We start from the raw sequence: 24,537 nt of genomic DNA, 5'->3' as shown, positions 1-24,537 counted from the left end.
CGGTGATGGTTTTCTACAACGTTGCTACTAATTGGACTCCGTCCCGCTGCCGCGAACAGCAACCGGGGCTGGGAACCCGCCTCGTGAGTCTTGGATGCTTCAGCTCTACTTCAGAGACCCGGTACACGGGATCGATGAAGCAACTGGGGCAGAGGAAGAGACAAAAGCTCTGCTGTCAAGCGGGTGAGGAAACCCCACCCGCCTACGCGGTGGGGTAGTTCATGGGCTGATTTTAAGACAGCGGGGATCCGGCAAGCTGGCCTTCTCCGGCTGGCGGGGAAAATAAAAGGCGGTACGTTTACATACTTCCACCAGCATCAGCATCACCGGCACCTCGATCAGCACCCCTACGACGGTGGCCAGGGCGGCCCCGGAGTTCAAGCCAAACAACACCACCGCCGTTGCAATGGCCACCTCGAAGTGGTTGCTGGCGCCGATTAAAGCCGCCGGAGCGGCATCCTCATAGCACAAGCCCAGTTTCTGGGCTGCCACATAGGTGAGGCCAAAAATAAGGTTGGTCTGCACAAAAAGCGGCACTGCAATCAACAAAATGTGGAAGGGATTTTCCACAATGAGATCCCCTTTAAAAGCAAAAAGCAGCACCAGCGTCACCAGCAAGGCGGTGATGGCAATGGGGTTGAGGTAGCGCAAAAAAGCTTTCTCAAACCATTCCCGGCCCTTGGTTTTAAGAATCCAATAGCGAGAGGCTGCTCCTGCAACTAGCGGTAGGCCCACGTAGATGGCCACGGATAGCAAAATGGTTTGCCAGGGCACCGTTAAATCGCTCATGGCCAGCAGCCAGCGGCCCAGCGGCGCGTAGAGGAAAAGCATGGTTAAAGAGTTCACCGCCACCATCACCAGGGTGTGGCCTTGGTTGCCATAGCTGAGATAGCCCCACATCAGCACCATCGCAGTGCAGGGGGCAATGCCCAGCAAAATGGCCCCGGCAATGTAGGAGTTGCTGAGGCTCACTTCTGTACCGCGGATCATTTCCGTGCCGGTTATCCAAGGGGCAAACAGCCACCCCAAGAAAAACTGGGCAATCACCACCATGGTAAAAGGCTTCACCAGCCAGTTCACCCCCAGGGTCAACAGCACCGGTTTGGGCGATTGCAAGGCATGGGCTGCCTGGCCAAAATCAATTTTCACCATGATGGGATACATCATGAAAAACAGGCAGACGGCAATGGGAATGGAGACCTGATAGAGGCTCAGGGCATCCAGCGCCTCTGCCAGGCCCGGAAACCATCGACCCAACAGGATCCCGGCAACAATACACAGAGCCACCCAAAGGGTGAGATAGCGCTCAAAAAAACTCAGGGATCCGCCGCCGGGGAGAGCTTTGGGGTCAGATTCGGTGAGAGCCATGGGAAAAGCCGAAAACTGCAGGCGAGAAAACGCAGGTTGTCGAGTAGCCGCGTTCCTAATGGGCTCTCTCAGGATACATCAAAAAAACTTGTTCAGTTTGACCTCAACTTACTCCAGCCCTAGCCGCCGACGAAAGTAGGGGATGGTTAGCTCCAGGCCAACCTGCAGGGGGATCTGGGGATCCCAGCCCAACAGGGTGCGGGCTTTGCGGATATCGGGCCGGCGCTGCTTGGGATCGTCGGTCGGCAGGGGCCGGTGGACGATGGGGGAAGGACTGCCGGTGAGGGCCAAGACCTGCTGCGCCAGCTCCAGGATGGTGAACTCCTGCGGGTTGCCCAGGTTAAAGGGGCCGGGATAGGGGCCGTTCATCAGGCGCACCAGGCCTTCGATGAGGTCGGCGATGTAGCAGAAGCTGCGGGTCTGGGATCCATCCCCATAGACGGTGAGGGGATCCCTGCGCAGCGCCTGGACGATGAAGTTGCTGACCACACGGCCATCGTCTTCCCGCATGGCCGGCCCATAGGTGTTGAAGATGCGGGCGACGCGGATCTCCGTCTGGTGTTGCCGCTGCCAGTCAAAAGTCAGGGTTTCGGCCAGGCGCTTCGACTCGTCGTAGCAGGCCCGCGGGCCGATGGGGTTGACATAGCCCCAATAGTCCTCCGGCTGGGGGTGCACCTGGGGATCCCCGTACACTTCTGAAGTCGAGGCCAGCAGGAACCTGGATCCTGTTTTCTGGGCCAGCTCCAGCAGGTGGTAGGTGCCCCAGACACCGGTGCGGATGGTGTGGATGGGATCCGCCTGGTAGTGGGGCGGCGAGGCGGGACAGGCCAGGTGGTAGATTTGCTCGATACCGGCTTTTTCCAGCTCCGGCGGCAGCGGCTCGGCCACATCGTGCCACAGCAAAGTAAAGGCGGGGTTGTCGCGGTGGGCCTGTACGTTCTCCTCCCGCCCCGTGTAGCCGTTATCGAGGCAGATAACTGCGTGGCCTTCTTGCAGAAGGCGGCCGACCAGATGGGAGCCGATAAATCCCAAACCACCCGTGACCAGGATCTTCACCAGCCCACTCCAATCAAGGTGATACCCGCCTGTTGAACGGCCTGCCGGTCAAGGCAATTGCGGCCATCGATCAGCAAAGGCCGCCGCATCAGCTCGGCAAGGCGCCGGTAATCCAGCGACAAAAACTCCGGCCACTCCGTCACCAGCACCAGGGCATCACAATCCTGGGCCAGGCGGAACACATCCGTTTCCACCACCACATGGGCCAGGCCCTCCCGCATCCCCGAAGCCGAGACAATGGGATCATACGCTTTCACCTTGGCCCCCAGCCGGTGGAGCTGCTCGATCAACGTCAGAGAGGGCGCATCCCGCAGGTCATCGGTGTGGGGCTTAAAGGTGAGGCCCAAAAGGCCAATGGTTTTGCCCTTGAGCACCTTGAGGGCCTGCTGCAGCTTTTCCACCAGGCGCTGCCGCTGCTCGCGGTTGACCTCGACAGTAGCCCGCAATAGCTTGGCCTCATAGCCGTAGTCAGCAGCTGTTTGAATGAGAGCTGACAGATCCTTGGGGAAGCAGCTCCCTCCCCAGCCTATACCGGCGTTGAGGAAGGCGCGGCCAATGCGCTTATCGAGGCCGATCCCTTCGGCCACTTGGGTGATGTCGGCACCGGTGCGCTCACAGATGTTGGCGATCTCGTTGATGAAGCTGATCTTGGTGGCCAAGAAGGCGTTGGCGGCATATTTGATCATCTCGGCGGAGGCCAAGTCGGTAACCAGTAAAGGCACGGGATCCCCACCCAAGCCCTGCTGGCGGCTGAGGATGGGCTCGTAAAGCCGCCGCAGGATCTCGATGGCGCGGGGGCTGTTGGAGCCAATCACGATGCGATCCGGGTAGAAGGTATCCTGGATGGCGCTGCCCTCTCGCAAAAACTCAGGGTTGCTGACCACGTCAAACTGAGGTGTCCGAGGAGAGATTTGCAAAGCCAGGGATCCTCTGGAGAAAGGAGTTGCCTCCCGATCTCCCCCAGAGAGCAGTTCGCTCTCTTCCCGGCTGCCCAGGCGCTGCTTGGCCGCCCCAGCAGCCCCATCCAAGATAAGCATGCGCACCCAGTCGCCGGAACCGATGGGGACGGTAGACTTGTTGACAATAACCCGGTAGCGGTCGTCCAGGTGCTGGCCGATCTCCCGCGCCACGGCCTCTACGTAGCGCAGATCCGGCTCGCCGCTGGGCAAAGCTGGGGTGCCCACGGCAATAAAAATGACCTCGCTGGCTTTCACCGCCAGGCCCAGGTCGGTGGTAAAGTGCAGCCGGCCGGCCTCGGTGCCTCCCCGCACCAGCTCTTCCAGCCCAGGCTCGTAGATGGGCAGGTGGCCCCGCTGCAAGTTTTCGATTTTGACGGGGTTGTTGTCTACACAGATAACGCTATGGCCCAGGTGAGCCAGACAGGCGCCGGTTACCAACCCCACATAGCCAGCTCCCACAACCGCCACGTCCATAGCCCGCTTCCCCCTCGCGTCGATGCTTGGTTCTAAAATACCCCGCCGACCGGGATCCCCTATCCTCAAGGGGAGGAAAGACAGCCTTGAACCCAAGCCGGTGGCAAAATAAAGCAGAACCGGTTTTCTTCTGAGCCTTTGAGCGGTGAGTTTCCCCGATTCTGCTGCCATAGCCGCTCGCCGTCAGCACCAGGTACAGAGGGTGCTCTATGTTACCCTGGGGCTCAATCTTTTGGTGTTTTTGGTCAAGCTGGGTTTGGGCCTGGCGACCGGATCCCTGAGCTTGGTGGCCGATGCCCTGCACAGCTCCGCCGATAGCGCCAGCAACATTCTTGCCCTGCTGGCGGCCCGCTTTTCCTCGCCAGAGCCGGATGAGGAGCACCCCTACGGCCACAGCAAGTTTGAGGCCATCGGTGCCATGGGGATCGCCGCTTTTCTGGGGATGGCCAGCTTTGAGATCCTCAGCGCAGCAGTGGGACGGTTTTTCGAGCCCCAGCCGCCGCCGCAGGTCGATGGACTGACCCTAACCCTGATGGTGGGTGTGCTGGGGATCAACCTCTTCGTGGCCTTCTATGAACGTTCCTGGGGCAAGGCTTTGTCCAGCTCGCTGCTCTTGGCCGATGCCCGCCATACCCTCAGCGATGTTTGGGTAACCCTGACGGTGCTGCTGGGACTGGCCGGGATCCACTACTGGGGGATCCCCTGGCTGGATCAGGTGCTGGCGGTGCCGGTGGGGCTGCTGGTGTTCTGGAGCGGCTGGGAAGTGTTACAAGAGAATATCCCTTTCCTCACCGACCGGGTAGCCATTCCGCCTAAGACCTTGCGGGAGCTGGTTCTCAGCCTGCCCGGCATCCTCGACTGCCACGACATTGCCTCCCGCGGCATCCCAGGGCAGATGATCTTTATCGAAATGCACATGGTGGTGGAGCCGCTGGACGTGGAGTCGGCCCACCGCATCACCGAAGCGGTGGAGCAACTGCTGCAGGAGCGCTACGGGCCGGTGCGGGTCACCATCCACCTAGAGCCCTACTCCCACATTGAGGGATCCCAACCCTAGGAATGTTTCCGAAAGAACAAACGGTATCGCTTCGCCAACTGCCAAATCCTGCAAAGGCCATTCTTTGCCCTGGTTCCTAAGAAATAGAAAAACCCCGAGGCAGCAAATGGAGCTGCGCCTGATTATCGGGTGGGCAGCGAAAACAACGGCTAAATCGCTCCAGGAATCGACCTGCCGGCTGTGGGAAGTCTGGAAAAGCGAGGTCTGGATCCCCGGCAGCTACCCCTGCCCAAAAGTGGCGCAATTGTGGGGCCAAGGCTTGGGCCTGCTCCAGGGGCAAATGCAGCGGCGCAGAGGTTAAAAACTTAACCACCACCGGTTCGCTGCGCTGACCCATCCACTCCCGCGAGAACGCCTGCAAATCGGGCCAACCGGGCAGGGATCCCACCCGGTAGCTTTGGATGTGGACGTGGATCCCGGTCTCGCGATCCAGTCGGATCTCGACAAGGCGGTAGGGATGGGGAAAACTGACCAAAGAGCCGGTGGTAATGTCGTAAACCCCCCCTCGCCGGGCGATGTGCTGAATGTGCAAATGTCCGGTGAACACCAGTTGCACCCCGTAAGCTTGCAGCAGCCGCCGCAATTGAGAGGCATTCTCCAGCATGTAGCGACGGCCCCAGGGGTGGAGGGACTGCCCGCGCAGATGCTCGACCACGTTGTGGTGCACCATCAGCAGCACCAGCTCCTCTTCGGCTGCTGCCAATTCCTTTTCCAGCCAGGTCAGTTGTTCCGAAGTTAGACACCCCACCAACTGGCCCTGAGCATCAAAGTGGTTGGAATTGAGGCCGATCAAACGGATCCCTGGCTGCAACAGGCGGCTGTAATCCAAAGACCGCCTGTCCTCATAGCCAAAAGCTTGGTAGTAGCGGGGAAACTCTGGCAATGCCTCACGCTGGGGCACATCGTGATTGCCGGGCACCACAAAAGCTGGGAAAGGTAAACGGGCCAGGCGCTCCGCCAACCAGGCGTGGTTTTCCGGTTCCCCATGCTGGGTCAGATCCCCCGGCAAAAGGAGAAAATCCAAAGGCAACTGCACCAGATGCTGCAAAACTTGTTCCAGAGCCGGGATGCTCACCTCCACCAAATGAAACCGGTTGGGATGATCCCAAAGGGTGGAAGGAACAGTGATGTGGGGATCGCTCACCACAGCAAAGCGAATCTGCACGGATTCCTCCCCTTGACAACACACCGGGGGATCAAGCACTTCTGTTATTCTGGCATCCATCACGGGATCCCTCTACTCAGCATGGGTGAGGCATATCGGCCTATACCGGGATCCCCATACCTTTGCTGGTCGTAGGGCCTACAACCCACTAGCGCGAACGGCACCCGCTAAGGCTCAGGGAGCGGGGCTAGGCGTCAACAACTGCTCCCCTTGCAACATGCGGGCGGCAGCGCTGAACAACTCTTCCTCCAAGTAGGGCTTGGTGAAGTAGGCAGTGGCTCCCAGCTCCCGGGCTGTCTGCCGGTGCCGTTCTGCCCCCCTTGAGGTAAGCATAGCTACCGGAATATGCTTGAGGTTGCTGTCTGCCCGTATGCGGGAGAGCAACTCCAGGCCGTCCATGCGCGGCATCTCGATGTCGCAGAAGATGAGATCGCAGCGCAAGCCACCGCGAAGCTTTTCCCAGGCGTCCTGTCCATCGCGGGCTTGCTCCACCCGGTAGCCCACCTTTTGGAAGGACATGGAGAGCAGCTCCCGCACCGCAATCGAGTCATCCACAATGAGCACCGTGGTTTGATGGGTTTCCTCGACACGTGGCTCCGCCGCGCGACGCTCTGCCCAGAGGCGGCTGAGATCGCGACGGCGGCCTTGGGCCATATCCACCAGTTCAAGGACATCAGCAATGGGCAGCACGCGACCATTGCCCAGCACCGTTGCCCCAGAAATGCCAGGTGGTTTGGGCACAGGCCCGCGCAATTGCTTGATCACGATTTCCTGCTCTTCCACAAAGCTGTCCACCTGCAGGGCAAGGTACTGGCCGGCACTTTGGAGGACAACAATGGGGATGATGCCCTCATCCTGGGCAACGCTGTAGACCTCGGAGCGGCTGCGGCTGTGGCTGCGGCTGTAGGACAACAGATTCGAGAGGGGTTGGAAGGGAAGGCGTTGATCCCGCCAGAGAATGGAGGGCCGCCCCTGCTCGTCCGGCCGCACCTCATCGACGGGAACATCCAGCATTTCCTCCACACCGTCGAGAGGAAAGGCGATCAGGGCTTTGTCGCTGACACACACCATCGCCTTGGAAATGCTTAAGGTAAGCGGCAGGCGGATGGTAAAAGTGGTGCCTTTGCCGCGCACGGAATCCACTTGGATGCTGCCGCGCAGATCGGTGATGTTGCGGCGCACCACATCCAAGCCAACCCCCCGCCCGGCCAGGTCGTCCACCTCGCTGGCCTCACGGCTGCTAAAGCCGGGGTGGAAGAGGACGTTGAATACTTCGTCTTCGGTTGCCTGCTCTGACAGCAGCCCCAGCCTTTGCGCCTTGGCCTTGATTTTCTCCACCGGGATGCCGGCGCCATCGTCGGCAACAACGATGATCGTCTGGTTGCCCTGGTAGAAGGCCCTGACGGTGATCTTGCCCTCAGGGGGCTTGCCCAAGCGGCGCCGCTCCTCAGGGGGCTCGATCCCGTGTACCAAGGCGTTGTTTACCAGGTGGGTCATCGGGTCGGAAAGCTCTTCCAGGATGGCCTTGTCGATGAGGGTGTCGCGGCCTTCCACCACCAGGCTGACTTGCTTGCCCGCTTTGATGGAGAGATCGCGGACGGCGCGGGGCAGCCGGTCGGCAATTTGCGAGAAGGGCACCATGCGCGCCCGGTTCAGGCCTTCCTGCAGTTGGGTGGTGACCTGCCGGAATTGGCGGGTGATCTGCTCTGCCTCATCGACGGCAAACTCAATGTCCGAGGAGGACTCGCGCACCCGCACAATCAGCTCAATGATCTCCTGGGCCAGGGCGTGGAAGGCCGTAAATTGATCCATCTCCAGCTTGTCGAACTCTTGGCCGGAAGAATGCCCTCGCCTGCTGTGTCCGGCTCCCTCGCCATTGCGACCGAAGCCCACCGTTACCGTGCCGCCATAGGCTGAGCCGCTGCGGCTGGAGAACAGCGCCGCTTCCAGCAACGAGCGGTCGTACTGATCCCGCATGCGCTGGCCCAGCTCCCCTAGCTGTTGCACCCGGCCCAATAGGCCATCCAGAAACTGGCGCAGGCGAGTTTGGTTTTGCTCCATGCTGTTGCGGATGACCACCAGCTCTCCCACCAGGTTGTTGATGGAGTCGAGGTGGCGCACCTCCACCCGCATCACAGGGTTGCTGAGAGCAGATCGCCGTGGGGTCGGTGGGGTTGGGGTAGCCGGTGCCGTGGGGGCGGCTGTTGCCGGAGCGGGAGTTGCCGGGGCAGTGGCAACAGCGGGCGGAGAAGGCGCCGGCGCTGCTGCAGAGGCCTGGGGGGCGACCTCGAGATCGCCTAGGAGGGATTCCAGTTGGGCTGCGAAATCATCGGCGACCTCGCTGCTCACGGCTGCAGGGGATCCCACAATAGGAGCGATGAACTCTTCCAGCTCAGGAGGCACCGCTGGTTCGGCGGCATCGAAAAGGGCGGCCAAATCGTCCAAACTTGGGGTAGGAGAGACTTCCGGCGCTTCTTCCTCCGAGAGCTGGGTCTCGCTGCCAAGAACAGTCGCGCTCGGGGCAGCCAAGAGCTCATCCTCTGTGAACAGGCTTTCCAGTTGGCTTGCCAGATCCTCTTCTGCCGGCTGGGAAGCTCCGCCTTGCTCTGCAGCAGCTACAAGTGGTTCTGGCTCAGGCAGAGTCACTCCCTCCAGATTGCTCCCTTGCAAAGCCTCTGCCTCGCCCAGGAAGGTGGCAAGATCTGAGGGGATCCCTTCCTGGGCGGCCTCCCTTTCTGCAAAGAACCGGCTCAGCTCATCCAAATCCACCTCGCCATCCATGGCCGAGAGGGATCCGCCGGCTTCTAAGCTCAGGGCTTCGGTTTCGGTCTCCTCGGCAAATAGAGCATTGAGGCGGTCGAAGGAAAACTCTGGCGAGGGGGCAGTGCCCGCCAAATCGGTAGGCTGTGTTTCCCCAGAGAGCTCTTCTTCCTGGGCCGGGAACACCTCCTCCAACCAAGCCCCCTCCTGGGCGTCTGATGCTGCTGCCGGAGTCTCGCCGGCGAAGAGATCGCCTAGGCCCAGCTCGGCCTCGAAGTCTGGGGTTGCCGCTGCCATTGGCTCGCCAGCAGCAGCAAATTCCTCCAACGTCGGCAAGGATTCCTCGGCAAAGAGGTCTTCCAGTCGCTCAACCGCAGCCGGGCCAGAATCCGCAACATCAAAAGAGGGCTCAAAAGCAACATCAAAAAATCCAGAAGGTTCGCTTTCTTCCGGCATCGACCAGGCTTGATCGGCTGCAGGGGTGGAGAAAAGGCTCTCCCAGCTATCTTCGGCAGCCTCATCCGCAGCAGAGTCGGCCAACTCTGGGGATCCCATCTCCCCAGAATCCCAGTCTGCCGGGGTGGAAAAATCCTCCAGCCGAATATCGGCGGGGAATTCAGCCCAGAGATCCCCATCCCCGATGGCCTGCTGAAGGGGTGGGGACGGCTCAGCCGCCCAAAGATCCGCCACCGAATCCCCATCGGAAATGGCCCCAACGTCAGGGAGCTCGGGCATTTCCTGCAGGGGAACATTCTCTACGGAGAGTTCCTCGAGCTCAAACAACGCCTCCACTCCGGCACTTGCGGCTTCCTCTGGGGCAAAGTCAAACACCTCCTCTGCGATTTCTGCAGCAGCTTGGGCCGGCACTTCCTGTTGTGCAACCGTCCAGACGGCCTGGCTCGCTTCCTCAGCCCCTGTCAGCTCGGCAGGCTCTGCTGCCGCTTCACCCACCACTTCGGCAAACAGATCCGCCAGATCGGCCTCGACTCCCTCCTCCTCCAAGCTTGGGCTCGGTTCCGCAAAGGTCTGCAAGAAAGGCTCAGGAGAAGGGGGGATCAGCTCCGGCGGGAACTCCTCGATATCGGATAGCGCTTCTGCGTTGGCAAACAGCTCGTCAAAGGCCGAAGCGGCTTCTTCCTCCAGATCCAAGGGGGTGGCATGGAAGTCTTCCGCAACAGAGGCCAAGTTGGATCCCAGCCCATCCTCTTCTGGGTTTTCTGCCGGCACGGCGGCTGCTTCCCGGTCTTCCTCCCAGGCCGCTGCGGCCTCCGGCCAACTCAGATCTAGGCTCTCCTCTTGTGCAGGAGCGAGCAGGTTCTCTGAATCCAAAGCCGTGTCCATTTCCCAGAGGGATGCCGGCTGTTCCACCACTTGATCCCAGCTCGCTTCTGCGCTCTCCTGCTCCTGCAAGGATGTCTCGGCTTCTGGCATGGGCTCAGCTTCCCAGCTCCGATGGGGGGCAGCACTTGCTTCGGCAGGGATCCAAGCAGCCGCAGACCAATCCTCTGGGGCATCTTCAGGTTGGGGAAACAGCGGCTCTGCCTCAGACTCCCCAGCAAGGCCAAGCTCGAAGAGCTTCGAGACCTCTGGCTCTTCGGGGGCTGCCGGCACAGGGCGGAAGGCCAGCAACTCTGCCGAGGGCTGGATGGTGTTTGCCGCTCCGCTGGCCAGAGCTTGGTGAGCTTGCTTCAGATCTCGCAGCACCGGCAGGGCCAGTTGTCGCAAGTCCTGGCCGGGATCCGCCAAAATCTCGACGATCAAGCGGGCTAAGTCTGTCCAGCCTCCCAGATCCAGAGCTGAGGACTGTCCCAAATCCTGCAAAGATTGCGCCAAAGCTTGCAGGGCCGGTCGGGTAGCTGGGTCGTCGGGACGTTTGAACAACTCCAGCATCTGGCGCAACAGAGCTGGGATCTGCTGATGCACCAGCACCTCCCAAGGATCCGGTGGGGCAGGGGGGGCGGCAGGGCGAGCCAGTTGTTGCAGTTCTGGAGAAGGGGCAACTTGTTCCGGCTGGCCGGCCAAAATGAGCTGCTGTCCCTGCTTCAAATCCCGCAGGGCGACCAAAGCCAACGTTCGCAGATCGGCGTCGGGGTTGCCCAGGGCTTGCCCGAAAGTTTCTGTCAACTGCTGCCAGCCCGCCAGATGATGAACTTGTCCGATCTCTTTGAGGACGGCGTTGGCCGCCACTAGCTGATCGCGAACGCCTGGCTGCTCCCCTCGCTTGAACAGCTCCAGCATCTGGCGCAACTGCTGCGGCACCACCTCTGCCATGTCCTGCTGCAGGGTACGGGCTGCCGGTGGCGAGACGGGAGCTGAGACAGGGCCCTCGCCCAGAAGATTTTGAATGTGCCTTTCGGTCTCTTGAAAAACCGGCTCCAATTCCGCCAGCGTGGTGTTGCCAACTTCTTCGGTGAGGCCGCGGGGGCTCTGTAGCTCCTCCAACAACATCGCAAGCCCATCAAAGGCCTGCAAGAGCAAAGTTTCCAGGTGCTGATCGACAGGCACTCCGCCGGGACGAGAGCGAAAGATGTTGAAAAAATCCTCCATGCGGTGGGCCGTCCGTTGGATGCTGGTGAGGCCCAGCATGGCGGCTCCCCCCTTGATGGAGTGAGCAGCCCGGAACAGCTCGTTGATCAGCTCAGGATCGCTCATGCTGTCGCGCAGGCTGAGGAGCCCTTGCTCGATCGTTGCCAAGTGGTCGCGGGCTTCTTCAATGAAATAACTGAGGATCCGCTTCTGTGCTTCTTCGTTCATGGCAGGAGGCCCTTCCTACAGCCCACAAGTATGCATCAGTGATAACAGACCGACCAGGCTGAGCAAAGCGTTTGGCCAATGTTGCAAAGGGGGATCCCAGTGCCGTGGAAGAGCGGGGACTTCTCGTCCCTGGGATCCTTAGTCCCTAGAATGCCCTCAAAAAAGCAGATTTGCTCATTCATCCCCCACCCGGAAGCGACCGACGGAAGCCTGCAGCTCACGGGCAATGCTCACCAACTGTTGCAGCGAAGTCGCCACCTTCTGCGCCTCCTTGGAAGTCTCGTTGGCGGTCAACTCCACCGATTGCATCAACTGCGCCACCGAGCGAGAGGTTTCCGTCTGTTGCACAGTGGCCTGAGAAATCGCCCGCACCAATCCGTCGATCTGGTGGCTGATCTCGATGATCTCGTCCAGGCTGTTCTTAGCCTGCTCGGCCCGCCGTGTCCCCTCGATCACCAGTTGGGTGCCCTCTTCCATGGCCGTCATCACGTTGCCGGTTTCCGATTGGATCTGCAACACAATCTGCTCGATTTCCTTCGAGGCCTTGGCGGCTCGGTCGGCCAGTTGTCGCACCTCATCGGCCACGATGGCAAAGCCCCGTCCCGATTCCCCGGCTCGGGCGGCCTCAATACTGGCGTTCAAGGCGAGCAGGTTGGTGCGCGAGGCAATTTGTGAAATCAAGGCCACGATCTTAGAGATTTCCTGCGAGGACTCCGCCAAGCGCTTCACCTTGCGGGTGGTTTCCGCCACCGTTTCCCGGATCTCCAGGATGCCGCTGACCGTCCGATCCACCGCTTCTCCACCGCGAGAAGCTGCTTCTGTGGCTTGGGCGGTCACGTTGGCCGCCTCGCGGGCGTTGCTGGCCACCTCTTGAATGGACTCCGTCATCTCCTGAATGGAGTTGAGGGAGTTGGAAATCTCCTCCGCCTGGCGCAAGGCATCGGCGGAGAGGCTGCGGGCAAAGTCCTCATTCTGCAAGGCGGCATCGTTCACGGCGGCGGCGGCCCGCTTCACCTGGCTGACAATGTCTCGCAGACTGCGAATGGTCAGGTTGAAGGAGTCGGCCACCGCCCCCAGCACATCGGCAGTCACCTCTGCCCGCACGGTTAGATCCCCACGGGCAGCCCCTTCCACGTCGTCCAACAGGCGAATCACCTGGCGCTGGAGGTCTTCCTTAGCTTGCCCCTGCTCGGCAGCCCGCTGGTTCAGTTCTGTGAAGGTGGCCTCAATGGCAGCCGCCATCTGGTTGAAGCTGTCGGCCAAGCGCCCCAGCTCATCAGGGGCATTGACTGTGGCTCGTACTGAGTAATTCCCCTGGGCCAAGGCGGCAAAGTGGCCAGCCAGCTCTTGGGCGGCGGAGCGAAGGTGTTTGGCACTACTGGCCCCAAGTACAACCCCGGCTACCGTGCCGACCACCCCACCTCCGATGACGCCGGCCATCAAGCGAGCTCCCCCATTGGCCGGGATCCCCAGGCCAATCGCCAGCCCGGCAGCCAAACTCACCGCTCCTTGGATCAGCGCCGTGGCCAATTGCCGATCGGCAAGCGGGCGGTTGGCGAGCCCGGCAGATGTTCTTGTCCCTGCTTCGCCTGCACCAGGAAGGGGAATCGAGGCAGTGGGCAGGCCTTGAGGCTGCAAAACTTGGGCTGCTCCGCCGGCCATCTCTGCCGCCATCCCGGCCATCCCCTCGGTCGCCCCCTCATCTGGGTAGAAGACCGGCTCGCCGCCCTCCATGCCGGCCAGTTCGCGATCCAGGCTGTCCAGCTCGTCAAGATCGAAAAGGGCAGAGCCGGGACTGGCTGTGTCTTCATCGGGGGCAGGGATCGGCTCGCTCATGGGCGCGGCCAATTCCGTCGGCAGGCCCTCATCCAGGGATCCCCCTCCCTCCTCCTCAAAGCCGGGTAGGGACAAGCCCATCTCTTCGGGAAAATCTGCATCGCCGGCCAACTGCGTAATGGAGTCGGAGTCGCCTTCCAGGGCTTGCAAGTGCTCTCGGTCGAACTCGTTCAGGAAGGCAAAGTCATCCTCGACCACCGGATCGGTGTGAGGCCTGCTCTCTTGCGCACTTACCCGCCCCGAAATGGCCGGCGGCGTCACCCGCGGATGGGTTGGCAGCTGGTAAGATGGGAACAACGGCTCGGCCTCCGGCATCTGCAGCCCGGTCTCAAAGGGATCCTCGAATCCGCCTTCCTCAGCCAAAACATCCCCAGCGGCGGCAAAGGGGTCGCCTGCCATTGAGAAGGGATCCACTTCCTCTTCCCTGCTCTCCTCAAACTGCAGGAAGGGATCGGCGGCGGGGGACTCATCCGCCAACCCCTCTTGCGAGCGAAGCTCGTCCACTGCTTCTGAGGAGTCGGGCATGTCCGCCAGCTCCGGTGCCATTTGCAGCAGCTCCTCCAGCCCCTTGCGGGCCGACTCCAGCTCGTCGGGATCACTGGCCGTCTGTAGGATGGTGCTGTAGGTGTGGCGAGCTTCCAGCAACAGCCCGGCTTGCCTTTGGGCCGAAGCCAGCAGCAACTTGACGGCGGTATCCTGTGGCTGAGCAGCGGCCACTTGGTTCAACAACCGTACTGCCTGAACGTAGTCTCCCTGCCAAAAGGCGACCATTGCCTCGGTGAAGTCTCTCTGAGTGTTCGCGCTCGAAACCATGGATCCTCCCTTCCCTGCTTGGTTAGCTCTGTTCACGCTTCAACGCAGATGCCAACGGAACGCCCCCCAACACCAACACCTTCATCTCAGATACTATGTATGTAGGCTATTTCTCCCTCTGCCCATAGCGAGTACAAGAACACGTTTTTGCCGCCATCTCCCGATATAGCTGTCAAGGCAACCCCACCTTCACCAGGCTTGGCGCGCACTTTGGACAAGACCGGCTTTCCCCATTGTGAAGGAAGCCAGCCTGGATCTTTGATAGGAACTATACACTCTCTTTTTGCCAAGTTCACAGAGGACTGCCTGTTAACTCCAACGATTGGATCTGAGGATGGCCGACTGATCCAGCAATGGCAGGCGGGATCCCGTCTCGGGCACCACCCATTCCCCTCGCAAGAAGGGAGCCATCGACTCAGGAGCCACGAGAACAGGCCGCACCGATTCCGTCTTCAGCCACTCCATGCCCACAATTGAATCCACGGCCAGGCCCATCAGCAAATCCTGTTGATCCATCACGGCCACCACAGGGAGCTCGGCGCGGTCGAGGTTGAGGGGCGGGCTGATCCCCAAAAATTGCCCCAGATCCGCAACCCAAATGATTTCGCCCCGCAAGTTCAGAGTGCCCAGCAGAACTGGCGCGACATTCGGCATGGGGGTAATTTTCTCGGGGCCGATGCTTATCACCTCCACAACCGCTACCGCCGGCAGCGCAAATTCTTCTCCGGTGGCGACCTTGAATTTCAGGAATAGCTCACCTTCGGGAGCCTCCATTTCCTGCAATTCTTGGGTCTCATCCCCCATCAACAGATCCAGATCCCCCAGCATGATGCTCCCCCGTATCGATGGTCTTGTGGAGGGGTGGCCGCCCCTCCCTTGCCCAGGGCCTAGAGCCCTTCTGGGCTCTGCCAGCAGGCATAGAAGCGGGATGGGCGGTTCCTAGCCTCTCAGTAATTGCTTAATCGTACCCACCAGTTCCTGCGGCTGGAAAGGCTTGGCAATGTAGGCATCTGCTCCCTGGCGGATCCCCCAGTAGCGGTCGAATTCTTCGCCCTTGGAGGAACACATGACGATCGGGGTTTTTTGGGTGAGCGGATCGGCCTTGAGGAGACGGCACACCTCGTAGCCATTCATCCGCGGCATAACGATGTCGAGCACAATCAGATCGGGCTTGCTTTGCTTCACCGCCTCTACGGCTTCCACCCCATCTCCCACCGTCATCACCTCAAAGCCATTCTCCTGCAGCAACTTGCCGATCATCTCTCGCTGCGATTGACTGTCTTCCACCACCAAAACGCGACTCATTTTTGGCCGGTCTCCTTGATCTCCCGCAACTGCTGTTTGATGGTAGCCAATAGCTCTTGAGGCTTGAAGGGCTTGGTTACATAGGCATCCGCTCGATTGCGCTTGGCCCACTCGATATCAAAGGCTTGATCTTTGGTGGAACACACGACGATACGGATGTGCTTGGTGCTTTCATCTCCCTTCACTTCCCGGCACACTTCGTAGCCGTTCATGCGGGGCATGACGATGTCCAGCACCACCACGTCAGGCTTCTGCTGACGAATGATGTCCATCGCCTCCACACCGTCCATGGCTGTGGAGACTTCCAACCCGCTCTCGGAGAGCAAACTGGAAATGGTCTCCAGATAGGTACGGTTGTCATCCACCACCAGCACTTTGCTCATGGTCATCTCGCTCCTGTTGTGTTTCGCGGGTCTGGTTGACCCTAGGGGCCACCTCAACCGAGATTTTGTCTTTCGACGCTTTTGGCCACACCTGGCCTTGTGGCCGTGGCTAATCCTATTTTTCGGCGTGGTTACTCCTCTGTCCAGTATTCCGCCTGCTCAGCCTTGTTCTCGATTTGGATTGATTGGGACTTGGCTACCCCGTGCCTATTCGCCGCCGCCCCGCTTGGGAGGTGGGCCCACATAAGATTCGACGACGGTCAACAACTCCTTCTCGGAGAAGGGCTTGCTGAGAAACTCGTTGGCCCCGGCCATGCGCGCCTTGATCCGGTCGGTGAAGCCGTCCTTGCCGGTGAGCATGATCATGGGGGTTTCGCGGAACTGGCTGGATTTGCGCAACATGGCGCACAGCTCGTACCCATCCAGCTTGGGCATGGCCACATCGCAGAGGATCATGTCGGGATTGAGGAGAAACACCTGTCCTAGGGCTTTGAGGGGGTTGCCGATGGTGGTGACCTGGTAGCCCTCGTTTTGCAGGATGAACTCCACGGTTTTTTGGATGGCCATGGAGTCGTCGATACAAAGGATGTGGCTGGGCTTGTCGCCGGCTTTGAGGGGACGGCTGTGCTGGGGCTCGGCAATCAGGACGGGCTCGGAGAGGTGAATCGCCCCTTGGCGAACATAGGGATAGATGGCCTTGGCCACTGCCAGGGTATCTCGGCCCAGGTAGCGACCCATCTGGCGAATGCTGGTTTTGCCGTCGGACCACTCGCTCAGGGCTTTGAAGACGGGGGCGGGCAGGGTTTGCTGGAGGGGGAGGGGGTTGACGATGGTGGGGGCTTGGTTGGGAGCCTGGATATAGGGATGTAGCTTTTTCCACTCCTGCACCTGGGTGACCATCTCGGTGAGCAGGGGGGTGACGGGGAAGGTGGTCAACTGGGGGGCCAAGGGGGATCCAGCCTCGAAAATGAAGGAGCCCTGGTGGAGGCTGAGCAGGTCGAAGAGGACTTCCCGCACCATGCCCAGCAGGATCTGCTTGCCTTGGCTGGGGTTGAGCTTGTGGTTTTCCAGCAAAGACCAGAGGCGGTTGTACTCGGGGGCATTGACCGCAGCTTTGGGAGGGATCTGAATTTCGTCTAGGGCGGCTTCCAGCTTGAGGCGGCGCAGGTAGTCTTTGAGGCGGGTGATGTTGCCTTCGCTTTCGGAGGCGTAGATGATTCGCCCATTTAGGAAAAAGACGAACCAGTAGGCGGAGCGGCTGGCCTCTACGAAAAGTTCACCGGTGCGCTGGCCCAACTCGATCAGTTGAAGGATGCTGCGGATATCGATCTCTTGTAATCTTCCCTGCATGGGATCCCTGCCTGGAGTCAGCAAGATACGACCATTATGACGCTAGTCTCTAATGGCTGCCGCCCTGCTTGTAGGACTATTTTGGAAACGGAGTTAAAGTTTTAAAAAGTTGGGGTTAAGCTTAGAGCCGAGTGCCTGCATTCCGAGTATCCTCTAGAGCCTGGTTCCTGCAAGACGTATGCTGCCGCAATTCACTGCCTGGGTGCTGGGTCCGCTATTGGCGATCTACACCGTCCTGTTTGTGCTGCGCATTTTCCTGTCTTGGTATCCGCAACTGGATACTTCCCGGCTGCCCTACTCCCTGGTGGTCGGCCTGACGGAGTTTCTGTTGCGCCCGACGCGCCGCCTGATCCCGCCGCTGGGGGGGGTGGACATGGCGCCTGTGGTGTGGGTGGGCCTGGTAACCCTGTTGCGGGAGCTGTTGCTGGGGCAGCAGGGGCTGCTGACGATGGCTCTGCACTAGGGCGTTTCCCTGGATCTGCTCAGCGACTTTGCAAGAGAGGGATCCGCTCGTCGGCCCCTTCCCGGATCTCCTCCTGTCTCTGTTGCAGTTGCCGGATCAGCTCCGGCACCACCTGGTAGAGATCCCCGACGATGCCGTAGTGGGCAAATTTGAAGATGGGGGCGGCGCTGTCTTTGTTGATGGCGATGATGGTCTGGGACTTGTCCATGCCGACGCGGTGTTGGATGGCGCCGGAAATGCCGCAGGCGATGTAGAGCTGGGGGCGAACGGTTTTGCCGGTTTGCCCCACCTGGTGGGCATAGGGGATCCAGCCGGCATCCACAGCCTTGCGGGAAGAACCGACGGCGCTGTTGGGGAAACAGGCGGCCAGCGCTCTCATCAGCTCGAAGCCTTCTGGGGATCCCAGCCCGTAGCCGCCGGAAACGATCACTTTGGCCCGCGTCAGATCTACGGCCTGGGAGAGGTTGCGCACCGTTTCCACAATGTGCAGCTTGAGATCCTCCGGCTCCAAGTTGACCGGCACCGGGATCACTTCCCCTTGGCGGGAGCCGTCCCACGGCAAGGGCAGCATCACGCCGGGGCGCACGGTGGCCATTTGCGGGTTTTTCCAGGGGCCGAGGATGCGGGCCTTGAGGGACTCGCCAAAGCTGGGCCGAATGGCGTACAGGCATTCGGGGAAGAGGCCGGACTTGCTGGGATCCCGGCTGTTGCTATACTCGAAGGGGCCGATGTCGAGCTCGGTGCAGTCGGCGGTCAGGCCGGTTTCCAGGTGGGCGGCCAGACGGGGGGCTAGGTCCCGACCGGTGGTGGTGGATCCCAGCAGGATGGTGTGGGGTGGCTGGGGCCAGCTTTTGAGCAAGTCCAGGATAACGCGGCGGTAGGGCAGGGTGCGGTATTCGGCCAACTCGGGGTGGTCGGCGATGAAGACCTGATCCGCCCCGTGGCCGATCAGGATCGGGGGCAGGTGAGCGATGTTGTGGCCGAGGACGAGGGCACTCAGGGTAGCTTCCAGCTTGTCGGCCAGCCGTCGCCCCGCTCCCAACAGCTCCAGGCCGATGGGCTGCAACTCACCCTTGACCTGCTCGGCGAAGACCACTATCCGCTTATGATCCATAGAACCGTGACTCCTGAATTGAGATTGGGTCGAGGGCAATCTCATCTGTTGCGACGAGGTGAAGCAAAGTTTCTCCGGGTCAACTTTGTCAGCTTTTCACCGCCTAAAACCGAAAGCTTTCGCCAGCCACTCTGGGGCCGATAGGAGAGGGGACTTGGCCAACAGGACTAGGAAGTTGCAGCGCAGCGGAAGAGGTCAACGGCCTGCGTCAGTTGGCTGATCAGTTGAGGAACGGGCTGCCCTTGAAAGACCTGACAGTTGCCGCCGATTTCCCCTACTTTTTCGGTGGCGGCCACGATGGTCGGGGATCCCTGGAGGCCGCAGCGCTTTGGATCGGCCCCCACATCGTCCAGGTTGAGAATCTGGATGGCCTCGGCCCGTGCCGCCTCATCCCGCATCAACCGCTGCACCCGCTGCACGCCGCGTAGGGTGGGATAGGCCAGACGCCGCGCCGAATTGGCCACCGTAATTAAAACCGGCAGCGGCACCGTCACCGTCTGGGATCCCCCTTCGATGGCCCGCCGCGCCACCAGGATCCCATCGCGGATCTCAAAGGCCTCGCAATAGGTAACCTGAGGGATCCCCAGCCGCTCGGCCAACTGGGGCCCCACCTGGGCCGTGTCGCCGTCGGTGGTCTGCAGCCCGCAGAAGATGACATCGGGCCGGCCCGCATAGCGAACCGTGTGGGCCAGGGTGTAGGCAGTGGCCAAGGTATCCGAAGCGGCCAGGCGGCGGTCGGTCATCAAAATGCCCCGATCCACGCCGTGGGCAATGGCCTCGTAGAGCACCTCGATGGCCGGCGGTGGCCCCATCGTGATCGCTGTCACCCTCGCCCCATGTTGCCGTTTGGTTTGCAGGGCCGCTTCCAGCGCATAGCGATCGAAGGGGTTCAGCATCCGCTTGGCCTTGGCCCGGTCGATCGTGCCGTCGCTGTTGATGCCGGCTTTGGCATTTTGATCGGGAACTTGCTTAATTAGGACAAAAGTTTCCAAGGATATCAGCTCCCTAGCGATCCCCTCCAGACTAAGAGGGATCCCTAGGCAGCAGAAACTTATTCAGCTTTTTTTCGGGATCGGAAACGGTGAGCACTCTGATGAGCACTCTTCAGTCGCCTTTCTCAGCACATCAGTTGCTCAAGTTTAAGTAACTTTAAACAAAGTTTGAGATATTCCCTTGCTGCTGCGCCTCGCTTGCCATCTCTAACCCAGCAATGCAAACGCGATTAAAACCTACCTCTCTCCCAAGAGAAGTCTGGGATCCCTGCTGTGAAAAGCTTGAAGAATATCTTGCTGAAATGACTGAGCCAATGAGCTGGGCTCCTCACCTGCCATCGGGAAAAGCCGTCTGGCCGGCAAGAAGCGTTCACTGTCTCTGCAAGTCAACAGACAGCGCTTCAAAGTTGTTGTGTGATTCTCCAGATCAGGCGATCATTCGCTCAGATTTGGGGGGAAGCAAGCTGTTGTCAAATACTTTCTCCAGAGGCGGCTTGGCAGAGAGGCCAAAGCCATCCACCACCTGAGCAATCGCGGTTTCCATCCGGGCAGGCACCACGTCCCCCAAGCCAATTTCCCGCACCTCCTCGGTAACAAACAGACGCGGCATAGCTAGGGTGAGACGCAGTTTCTCAATGGCAGTGTCCAGCACCTGCCCTTCGGCTTTGGCTTTGTCCAAAAACGCCAACATATTGCCGTCGGGGTCGCGGATGGTGTCTTGCCAGCCCTTGACGTAGGCCCTCAAGAAAGCTTTGAGTTGCTCCGGCTTCTCGCGCAGCAGTTGCACACGGGTGATGACGGCATTACCGTACAGCTCAAGGCCATAGTCGTTGTAGAGAAAAGGCGTGATGTCGTTCAAGCTAACGCCACCCCGCACCAAATTGGGCATGGCCGAGGTCATAAAGCCGCTAATTGCGTCCACCCGGCCTTGGATCAGGAAGGGCTCGCGTAACTGTGGCTCCATGGTTAGCCACTCTACTGAAGCCGGATCGATGCCGACTTGCTTGGCAAACACCGGCCAGAGCCGACGCGGCGCATCTCCTGCGGGCGCCCCCAGCTTCTTGCCCGCCAGTTGGGCCGGCTCTGTAATGCCTCTGCCTTTCAGGGTATAGATGCCGAAGGGAGAGCGGTTGAAGTGAACAAAGATCGCCACCAAGGGCACATCCGGGTTTTTGGCGTTGAACTCGATCATGGAGTAGGGATCCCCTTCCCCCAGGTCGTACTGGCCAGCAGCAATCTTAGTGATGGAATCGGCAGAGCCAAAGCCGCGCTCGTAGGTTACTTCTAGCCCCTCTTCAGCAAAGTAGCCCTTCAAGATCGCAGTTCCAAGGGGGGTATCCATCGAGGAAGGCAACCAAGAAAGGGTGAACTTCAGGGGTGTCAGGCCCTGGGAAACCAGAAGCGGCCCGCGGCTCTGAGCCTTGGCCTTTAGCCCGCCAACGGCCACCAGAGAGGCAGCCGCAGCAGCAGATTGCAGGAATTGGCGACGCGACGATTTCGAGATGGACATATTCCGTATGCTCCGCAGCACCTGGCTCAGTAGGGATCCGCAAGGGGAAAGGTGGCCAAGAATGAGGCGACGACCCCAGAAGGTCAGCTTAGCAAGACAGAGTCAAACTTCTGTATTCGAGAATACCTTTACTGCTGAGGAAAGCCCCTTTCCGCAAAAGTGGGAACTTGGTCTATCCTTTTCCGGTTCAGGCCGAGAGAAAGGAAAAGCAGGCACAAAAAAGGCAGGGTTGACTTGTCCCTGCCGAGAAGTTCGAGAGCTGAGAGCACGCTCTCCTTGTCGCAATCGCCGCATCAAGGCGCGGTTCCGTTTGTCCAGTTGGCGCTTACGTGCCGATCCCCCGCGACCGCGACGGTTTCTGCCCTGATGGCGGGGAGATTCATGAGATTTCAACAGCATGGGATCCCCTTGCTCAATTAAACAGACCTGGCCGATTTTAGACGAAACCTCAGACGTTGACAGTAGGGAAAACCGCCTGCTGGAGAACTTCGCCCTGGGACAGCCAGTCTTTGAGGCGATGGGTGGCTCGGCAGTCATCCTCGTTGTAGATAAGCGAGTGCTCCAAATAGCGGCGCTCCCGCGTTTCCAGCCATTGGCTATACCAATAAATAGACTGGGCGCCATTGGCATCGGGCAGCCGCCACTCGAAACCCAACCAGCGGGCGATGTTCTTTAGGGAATAGCTCTCAATCGGCAGCACCACCGAGCGCTGTACCCAGGCGTGCAAATCCACAAAGCGCTGCAACAATTGCCTCACCTGACGGGGATCCGTGCGGTATTGCTCCCCCAGTCGTCGGCAGGTCTGCACCTCAAAGCCGTGAAAATGGTAGATAGGGGCGTCGGGATAGCGTTGTGCCAGTTGCAGAAACTGCTCCCAAGCTTGCCCTTCTTCCCGCGGGTCGGCAGCCAGGCAACCGTGGTAGTTCGCAACCTTTGTCCCCTCGGCTTGCTCTACCACCAGCAAGCCCAGCAGGTAGGCGACGTTGTGGCGGGGATCCGCCTCGATATCGAAGTACAGCTCTACGGGTGTTGTAGGCAACGGGGGAGACTGAATCCAGAGGGGCCGGCGGCTGAGGGTGGCACGGGCTTGTAGCTGCAGTTGTAGGGCCACGCCGGCTCCCAGCTTGGGGATGGCTTGCAGCATTTCTAACTGGGCGTTGGCCAAAGCCTCAATCGAGTCGATCCCTGCCTCTTGCAAAAGGGGATAGCGGGATCCGGTTACGCCCGGCAGCAAAGTGAGGGGCTGGGCAACGGCGTTCAATTGCCGACAGTGCTCCCGCCAGTGGCAAAGATGACAGCGGCTGCGGGCCATAAACACCTGCGGCGGCTCTGGTTGGTTGAGAGTGCCCAGATACTCTTGCAGCAGGCGGCGCACCTGGACGCGGCGTCGGCTTAGGTGGACAGGGTGCCACTTCCCATCTTTTAGAATCAAAAAGCCACGTTTGGGCACCTGCCCCTGCAGGGATCCCAGCAATTCTGCCTGCAGCGCCAGCAACAATTCGTACTCCGGTTTGGGGCGCTTGCCAATGCGAATGTGTACCGGCCAATAGGAAGGTTGGACGGCGTGCCGCCTCCTGCCAACGAGAGCGGGATCCCGAATGAGAAGATCCAGTGAGCTGCTCACCCAGACGGAGCGGAACTCTGGCCCAAACTCCCATGGTGTCTTGCCGACGCCGCCCCAGTCCTCTGCAGCCTGGTCAGGATCTGGCTCAAGTGAGGCGCCAACATCAGGCTCCAAACCTGCCAGCTCCTCAGTGCTGCTCGAATCCAGTTGCCAGAACAGCTCTGCCAGGATCTGGCCGCCGTAGATCCGCTCCGCTCCTGCCGCCATAGCCGCCAAGAGGGCCCCGTTGCCCGGCGTCACCTGTTCGCCGGGAAATCGTTCCAGCACGGCAGCTTGCAAAGCTTGGCGATCCCGACGCCATTGCTCCAGCAGGTTTTCCGGCGGCAGCTTGGCTTCTTGAGGCCCAAACCGATCTAAGTAGGGCAGGCGCCGGCAGCGAAAAAAAGCCAGCAACTCCTCTGCGTCAACAGAACCCTGCTGTGCTGCTGCAACGCGGAACTCCAAGGGCGGACGACCTCAAGCTCTGCTGCCATTGTGGCACGCCTTTTGGGGATCCCTTAGGACTTGCGATCCTGGGCCGGCAAAAGGTGAGAGATAACCTAGACTGCCGCTGACAGCAGGGATCCCCGACAAGACCTGTGGCTCAACTGACGTATGCTGGAGAAGAAAGATTTCTTTACACCCGCAGATGGAGCCGACCATAACCGCTCTTTCGATGGCCCCGGCCCTGCCCCAGACCCAGCCGGCAGCAGTGGAAATGCAGGGGGTGTGGAAGCGCTTTGGGCAGCAGGTGGCCGTGCAGGACCTGAGCCTGCGGATCCCGCAGGGGGAGGTGTTTGCCCTGCTGGGGCCCAACGGCGCCGGCAAATCCACCACCATCCGCATGCTCACCAGCCTCACCCGCCCCAGCCAGGGATCCATCCGGGTGGGAGGGTATGACGTGGTGCGGGATCCCTTGGCGGTGCGGCGGCAGATTGGGGTGGTGTTGCAGCCCATCACCCTGGAGGCAGAGCTGACGGTTTGGGAAAATCTGGAGTTCCATGGGCGCATGCACCACATCCCCAACCCGGATCGGCAGCGGCGCATCGACGAGTGGCTGGAGTACGTGAAGCTGGCCGACCGCCGGCAGGACAAGGTGAAGACCCTCTCCGGCGGCATGAAGCGGCGCTTGCAAGTGGCCAGGGCGCTGTTGCACCGGCCGCAAATTTTGTTTTTGGACGAGCCGACCGTTGGGTTGGATCCCCAGGCGCGGCGGCTGTTGTGGGAGATCCTGCGGGATCTGAATCGGCAGGGGATGACCTTGCTGATTACTACCCACTACATGGAAGAGGCCGAGGAGCTGTGCGACCGCATCGGCATCATGGACGGCGGGAAGTTGATCGAGTTGGGCAGCACCGACCAGTTGCGGGCCAAGTACGGAGAAGCCCTGCTGGTCTGTTCCCGCCCTGGCCAGGAGGTGAGCTACACCTTTTTCCCCAGCCTGGCGGAAGCCCAGCGGCAGTTGGAAGCCGAACCCGACAAGACCGGCCTGATGGTGCGCCCTGCCAACTTAGAAGACATTTTTGTGCGTCTGACAGGCCGTCGCCTCGATTAGCGCGCTCTCTCCCTTTGAAA

17 protein-coding genes are annotated in these 24,537 nt (G+C 60.2%); 3 read left to right on the top strand and 14 right to left on the bottom strand.

Annotated features, from left to right (window positions below; genetic code table 11):
* Positions 1 to 219: 219 nt before the first annotated feature.
* The 3 genes from arsB to NW858_RS09390 all read right to left on the bottom strand — a co-directional run bounded on the left by arsB (position 220) and on the right by NW858_RS09390 (position 3,857).
* Positions 220 to 1,368 (bottom strand): ACR3 family arsenite efflux transporter, encoded by a 1,149-nt coding sequence (gene arsB / locus NW858_RS09400; protein WP_414334544.1) that lies wholly within the window; start codon positions 1,366 to 1,368, stop codon positions 220 to 222.
* Between the two features lie 108 nt (positions 1,369 to 1,476).
* A complete protein-coding gene (locus NW858_RS09395) occupies positions 1,477 to 2,424 on the bottom strand; it encodes a UDP-glucuronic acid decarboxylase family protein (protein WP_414520362.1) in 948 nt (315 codons plus the stop codon).
* The gene (locus NW858_RS09390) at positions 2,421 to 3,857 is read right to left on the bottom strand and encodes a UDP-glucose dehydrogenase family protein (RefSeq protein ID WP_414520361.1); all 1,437 of its coding nucleotides are present in this window, start codon (positions 3,855 to 3,857) and stop codon (positions 2,421 to 2,423) included. Before NW858_RS09390 ends, NW858_RS09395 begins: the two co-directional genes overlap by 4 nt.
* Positions 3,858 to 4,002: 145 nt before the next feature.
* Here NW858_RS09390 and NW858_RS09385 point away from each other — a divergent pair, with 145 nt between their 5' ends.
* The gene (locus NW858_RS09385; protein WP_414520360.1) at positions 4,003 to 4,914 is read left to right on the top strand and encodes a cation diffusion facilitator family transporter; all 912 of its coding nucleotides are present in this window, start codon (positions 4,003 to 4,005) and stop codon (positions 4,912 to 4,914) included.
* A 76-nt stretch (positions 4,915 to 4,990) separates the two neighbouring features.
* Here NW858_RS09385 and NW858_RS09380 read toward each other — a convergent pair whose 3' ends face one another.
* The 7 genes from NW858_RS09380 to NW858_RS09350 form a co-directional block, all read right to left on the bottom strand.
* Positions 4,991 to 6,139 carry a metallophosphoesterase family protein gene (locus NW858_RS09380; RefSeq protein WP_414520359.1) on the bottom strand — a complete coding sequence of 383 codons (1,149 nt, stop codon included), beginning with the start codon at positions 6,137 to 6,139 and terminating at the stop codon, positions 4,991 to 4,993.
* A gap of 114 nt (positions 6,140 to 6,253) precedes the next feature.
* The gene (locus NW858_RS09375; RefSeq protein ID WP_414520358.1) at positions 6,254 to 11,593 is read right to left on the bottom strand and encodes a response regulator; all 5,340 of its coding nucleotides are present in this window, start codon (positions 11,591 to 11,593) and stop codon (positions 6,254 to 6,256) included.
* A 174-nt stretch (positions 11,594 to 11,767) separates the two neighbouring features.
* Positions 11,768 to 14,242: a methyl-accepting chemotaxis protein gene (locus tag NW858_RS09370; protein ID WP_414334532.1), complete on the bottom strand. Its 2,475-nt coding sequence runs from the start codon at positions 14,240 to 14,242 to the stop codon at positions 11,768 to 11,770.
* Positions 14,243 to 14,551: 309 nt separating this feature from the next.
* The gene (locus NW858_RS09365; protein WP_414334530.1) at positions 14,552 to 15,070 is read right to left on the bottom strand and encodes a CheW domain-containing protein; all 519 of its coding nucleotides are present in this window, start codon (positions 15,068 to 15,070) and stop codon (positions 14,552 to 14,554) included.
* 111 nt (positions 15,071 to 15,181) lie between these two features.
* Positions 15,182 to 15,547 (bottom strand): response regulator transcription factor, encoded by a 366-nt coding sequence (locus tag NW858_RS09360; RefSeq protein WP_414334529.1) that lies wholly within the window; start codon positions 15,545 to 15,547, stop codon positions 15,182 to 15,184.
* A complete protein-coding gene (locus tag NW858_RS09355; RefSeq protein WP_414334547.1) occupies positions 15,544 to 15,930 on the bottom strand; it encodes a response regulator in 387 nt (128 codons plus the stop codon). Before NW858_RS09355 ends, NW858_RS09360 begins: the two co-directional genes overlap by 4 nt.
* 207 nt (positions 15,931 to 16,137) lie before the next feature.
* A complete protein-coding gene (locus tag NW858_RS09350) occupies positions 16,138 to 17,280 on the bottom strand; it encodes a response regulator (protein WP_414334527.1) in 1,143 nt (380 codons plus the stop codon).
* Between the two features lie 178 nt (positions 17,281 to 17,458).
* On the opposite strand from NW858_RS09350, the gene NW858_RS09345 reads away from it, so the two are divergent.
* Positions 17,459 to 17,743 (top strand): YggT family protein, encoded by a 285-nt coding sequence (locus NW858_RS09345; protein ID WP_414334526.1) that lies wholly within the window; start codon positions 17,459 to 17,461, stop codon positions 17,741 to 17,743.
* A gap of 19 nt (positions 17,744 to 17,762) precedes the next feature.
* Here the strand turns inward: NW858_RS09345 and NW858_RS09340 are convergent, their stop codons facing one another.
* The 4 genes from NW858_RS09340 to NW858_RS09325 all read right to left on the bottom strand — a co-directional run bounded on the left by NW858_RS09340 (position 17,763) and on the right by NW858_RS09325 (position 23,376).
* Complete coding sequence (locus NW858_RS09340; protein ID WP_414334524.1) at positions 17,763 to 18,857, bottom strand: electron transfer flavoprotein subunit alpha/FixB family protein; 1,095 nt, start codon at positions 18,855 to 18,857, stop codon at positions 17,763 to 17,765.
* A gap of 167 nt (positions 18,858 to 19,024) precedes the next feature.
* On the bottom strand, positions 19,025 to 19,849 hold the full coding sequence (locus NW858_RS09335) for an electron transfer flavoprotein subunit beta/FixA family protein (protein WP_414334522.1): 825 nt from the start codon (positions 19,847 to 19,849) through the stop codon (positions 19,025 to 19,027).
* A 427-nt stretch (positions 19,850 to 20,276) separates the two neighbouring features.
* On the bottom strand, positions 20,277 to 21,359 hold the full coding sequence (locus NW858_RS09330; RefSeq protein ID WP_414368759.1) for an ABC transporter substrate-binding protein: 1,083 nt from the start codon (positions 21,357 to 21,359) through the stop codon (positions 20,277 to 20,279).
* Between the two features lie 448 nt (positions 21,360 to 21,807).
* A complete protein-coding gene (locus tag NW858_RS09325) occupies positions 21,808 to 23,376 on the bottom strand; it encodes a TM0106 family RecB-like putative nuclease (protein ID WP_414520357.1) in 1,569 nt (522 codons plus the stop codon).
* Between the two features lie 235 nt (positions 23,377 to 23,611).
* On the opposite strand from NW858_RS09325, the gene NW858_RS09320 reads away from it, so the two are divergent.
* Complete coding sequence (locus tag NW858_RS09320; RefSeq protein WP_414509208.1) at positions 23,612 to 24,517, top strand: ABC transporter ATP-binding protein; 906 nt, start codon at positions 23,612 to 23,614, stop codon at positions 24,515 to 24,517.
* The last annotated feature ends 20 nt before the right edge of the window (positions 24,518 to 24,537 follow it).

The sequence above is a fragment of the Synechococcus sp. H55.10 genome, from assembly GCF_047502715.1.
GTDB lineage: Bacteria > Cyanobacteriota > Cyanobacteriia > Thermostichales > Thermostichaceae > Thermostichus.
Note: the sequence above shows the minus strand (reverse complement) of the source record. Positions and strands in the feature narration are given on the sequence as shown.

What these genes read in the sequence shown, in the direction of transcription:
- NW858_RS09360 (WP_414334529.1), bottom strand. Translation starts at nt 15,547, where the DNA reads ATGAGTCGCGTTTTGGTGGTGGAAGACAGTCAATCGCAGCGAGAGATG.
- NW858_RS09355 (WP_414334547.1), bottom strand. Translation starts at nt 15,930, where the DNA reads ATGAGCAAAGTGCTGGTGGTGGATGACAACCGTACCTATCTGGAGACC.
- arsB (WP_414334544.1), bottom strand. Translation starts at nt 1,368, where the DNA reads ATGGCTCTCACCGAATCTGACCCCAAAGCTCTCCCCGGCGGCGGATCC.
- NW858_RS09330 (WP_414368759.1), bottom strand. Translation starts at nt 21,359, where the DNA reads ATGTCCATCTCGAAATCGTCGCGTCGCCAATTCCTGCAATCTGCTGCT.
- NW858_RS09365 (WP_414334530.1), bottom strand. Translation starts at nt 15,070, where the DNA reads ATGCTGGGGGATCTGGATCTGTTGATGGGGGATGAGACCCAAGAATTG.
- NW858_RS09370 (WP_414334532.1), bottom strand. Translation starts at nt 14,242, where the DNA reads ATGGTTTCGAGCGCGAACACTCAGAGAGACTTCACCGAGGCAATGGTC.
- NW858_RS09390 (WP_414520361.1), bottom strand. Translation starts at nt 3,857, where the DNA reads ATGGACGTGGCGGTTGTGGGAGCTGGCTATGTGGGGTTGGTAACCGGC.
- NW858_RS09340 (WP_414334524.1), bottom strand. Translation starts at nt 18,857, where the DNA reads ATGGATCATAAGCGGATAGTGGTCTTCGCCGAGCAGGTCAAGGGTGAG.
- NW858_RS09345 (WP_414334526.1), top strand. Translation starts at nt 17,459, where the DNA reads ATGCTGCCGCAATTCACTGCCTGGGTGCTGGGTCCGCTATTGGCGATC.
- NW858_RS09375 (WP_414520358.1), bottom strand. Translation starts at nt 11,593, where the DNA reads ATGAACGAAGAAGCACAGAAGCGGATCCTCAGTTATTTCATTGAAGAA.
- NW858_RS09320 (WP_414509208.1), top strand. Translation starts at nt 23,612, where the DNA reads ATGGAGCCGACCATAACCGCTCTTTCGATGGCCCCGGCCCTGCCCCAG.
- NW858_RS09380 (WP_414520359.1), bottom strand. Translation starts at nt 6,139, where the DNA reads ATGGATGCCAGAATAACAGAAGTGCTTGATCCCCCGGTGTGTTGTCAA.
- NW858_RS09350 (WP_414334527.1), bottom strand. Translation starts at nt 17,280, where the DNA reads ATGCAGGGAAGATTACAAGAGATCGATATCCGCAGCATCCTTCAACTG.